3 protein-coding genes are annotated in these 2,214 nt (G+C 36.2%); 2 read left to right on the top strand and 1 reads right to left on the bottom strand.

The window, feature by feature from the left end; all coding sequences use genetic code 11:
- Nucleotides 1–185 precede the first annotated feature (185 nt).
- Complete coding sequence (locus ACESSZ_RS16370; protein WP_008691144.1) at nucleotides 186–1,169, top strand: Gfo/Idh/MocA family protein; 984 nt, start codon at nucleotides 186–188, stop codon at nucleotides 1,167–1,169.
- Complete coding sequence (locus ACESSZ_RS16365) at nucleotides 1,166–1,531, top strand: DUF6483 family protein (RefSeq protein WP_008691143.1); 366 nt, start codon at nucleotides 1,166–1,168, stop codon at nucleotides 1,529–1,531. Before ACESSZ_RS16370 ends, ACESSZ_RS16365 begins: the two co-directional genes overlap by 4 nt.
- A gap of 130 nt (nucleotides 1,532–1,661) precedes the next feature.
- Here the strand turns inward: ACESSZ_RS16365 and ACESSZ_RS16360 are convergent, their stop codons facing one another.
- Complete coding sequence (locus ACESSZ_RS16360) at nucleotides 1,662–2,126, bottom strand: S-ribosylhomocysteine lyase (protein ID WP_008691137.1); 465 nt, start codon at nucleotides 2,124–2,126, stop codon at nucleotides 1,662–1,664.
- Nucleotides 2,127–2,214: the final 88 nt, after the last annotated feature.

The raw sequence follows: 2,214 nt of genomic DNA, 5'->3' as shown, positions 1-2,214 counted from the left end.
TTTACTAGCACTTGTTTTTGTCATGCTTTTTCAATCTTTTTCAAAAATGCTTGACTTCTTAATAGTTAGCTCCTTATCTACATTATACAAAAATCATTAACAATTACAATAACTTCCAACGATGCTCCTTCATTATCTTTTAGGTTTGTGATATATTTATACTATACAAAGAGGAGGATTTCATCATGAAAGTAGCTACCATCGGTACCGGATTCATTGTTGACTGGTTTTTAGATGCTGTTAAGCAAAATGAAGGTGTTACATGTGTTGCCATGTATACCCGGAAGAAAGAGCATGCACAAAACCTTGCAGATAAGTATGACATCAAAGACATCTATGAAGATTTAGAAGCAATGTTAAATCGTGAGGATATTGATTTTGTTTATGTAGCTTCACCAAACAGCTTACATTTTCAATATAGCTTACAGGCGATGCAACATGGTAAACATGTCATTTGTGAAAAACCATTTACTTCTAATTGTCGAGAATTTCGAATCTTAGATACCTATGCAAGAGAACATCACTTATTTTTATTCGAGGCAATCGTAACTTCCCATATGCCAAACTATCTAACGCTGAAAGAGAAATTACCTGAGCTGGGAACCATTCGCATGGTACAGTGTAATTTTTCTCAATATTCCAGTCGTTATGATAAGTTTTTGGCTGGTGAGACTCCAAATGTCTTTAGCCCAGCCTTTTCAGGCGGTGCTTTATCCGATATTAATATTTATAATCTACATTTTACGATTGGTTTATTTGGCAAACCTAACGCCGTACAGTATTTCCCAACTATCCAGCGTGGAATCGACACCAGTGGGGTAGCAATTTTAAAATATGATGGCTTTACATCTGTATGCGTTGGGGCAAAAGATACTAGAAGTCGCTGCATGGCGCAGATTCAAGGAGAAAAGGGCTATGCTGTTGTAGAATCAGAAACAAGTAAATGTGCGGTATTAAAAATTTATAAGGATGGCAAAGAAGAAAATCTGACATTGCCGCAAAACGATATCGCATTGTACTATGAGGTAAAAGAATTCAATCGCCTTTTTACGGAACAGGATTATACTACCTGTTACCAAAAGCTGGAGTATTCCCGAACGGTAATGGAAGTTTATGAAGCAGCACGTAAGGATGGCGGCATCATATTTGATGCGGATCATATCGCATGAGTGTCTTTGAAAACGATTGGATGATGCGGCAAATCTCTTCCATGACAAAAATGCTTCGCATGATGTTTTTCCACAAGGCCTCTGAAGAAATCACGGCCGAAGAAGAATTAAAGGACGAAGAGACAAAAGTTTATTATCATACTATTTACCAGCTCATCCAAGAAGACAATTATGCCCAAGCCATGAACTATTTAGTTGAGCATTTCACAGATAAGAATCTGGAATATTTGAAAACAGCCTTGGCTTTCTTTGATTATGTAAACGCAAAAGAAGACAGTGAACTGCGTGCACATGGCTATTCCAAAGATCAGCTATATAGTGATTTGAACTTTATTACTAAGCAATATGGGATAGAACTGTAACTGCCATGATCTAAGCAAAGTTTATATACCATCTACCTTCCTGTATCATGATATCCATGATTATTACATTTAATTAATTATCAATAGATAATCAAAAGCATGCTGTTTCCCACAACATGCTTTTGTTTGATTATTGAGGATATGTTAACTGCTCGATGTGCCAATCCTTAATGACTTCTAAATACTCCTTTGCAATCGTTTTAGCTTTCGTTAAATCATGATTCAAATAGTTTCCACACTCTTTTGATTCTTGGGCTCCCGGTATAGCACCTTCATAACTACTGATGAATTGCATGGTCTTTTGAACAAGGGCAATCGCTTCTGCCTTCGTCATTTTATCACGTACTAAAAAATAAAATCCGGTACGACACCCCATTGGTCCGGCATAGATAATCTCATCTGCATATGCACTGTTGCGTACATAAGTCGCAAATAAATGCTCAAAGGTATGTAAACCGTCATTCTCCAAATATATTCCACCATTAGGGACAACCATTCGCAAATCATAGGTGATGATATCCCCATCGACACGTGAAATATACATGCCTTTTGGCAATATATCATGATTTACACAGAAACTTGTTATTTTTTCCATATCTATCCTTATCTTGTATTATTTAATTAACCAAGAAACAGGTAATTAAATAATATCTTCCTTTCTTGGGAATTCATTAAGCTATATA

Origin of the sequence: Eubacterium sp. 3_1_31 (genome assembly GCF_964249515.1) — a bacterium.
In the GTDB taxonomy this organism is placed as follows: domain Bacteria; phylum Bacillota_I; class Bacilli_A; order Erysipelotrichales; family Erysipelotrichaceae; genus Longicatena; species Longicatena caecimuris.
Note: the sequence above shows the minus strand (reverse complement) of the source record. Positions and strands in the feature narration are given on the sequence as shown.

Coding starts and splice junctions, on each gene's coding strand:
- ACESSZ_RS16370 (WP_008691144.1), top strand. CDS start 186: ATGAAAGTAGCTACCATCGGTACCGGATTCATTGTTGACTGGTTTTTA.
- ACESSZ_RS16365 (WP_008691143.1), top strand. CDS start 1,166: ATGAGTGTCTTTGAAAACGATTGGATGATGCGGCAAATCTCTTCCATG.
- ACESSZ_RS16360 (WP_008691137.1), bottom strand. CDS start 2,126: ATGGAAAAAATAACAAGTTTCTGTGTAAATCATGATATATTGCCAAAA.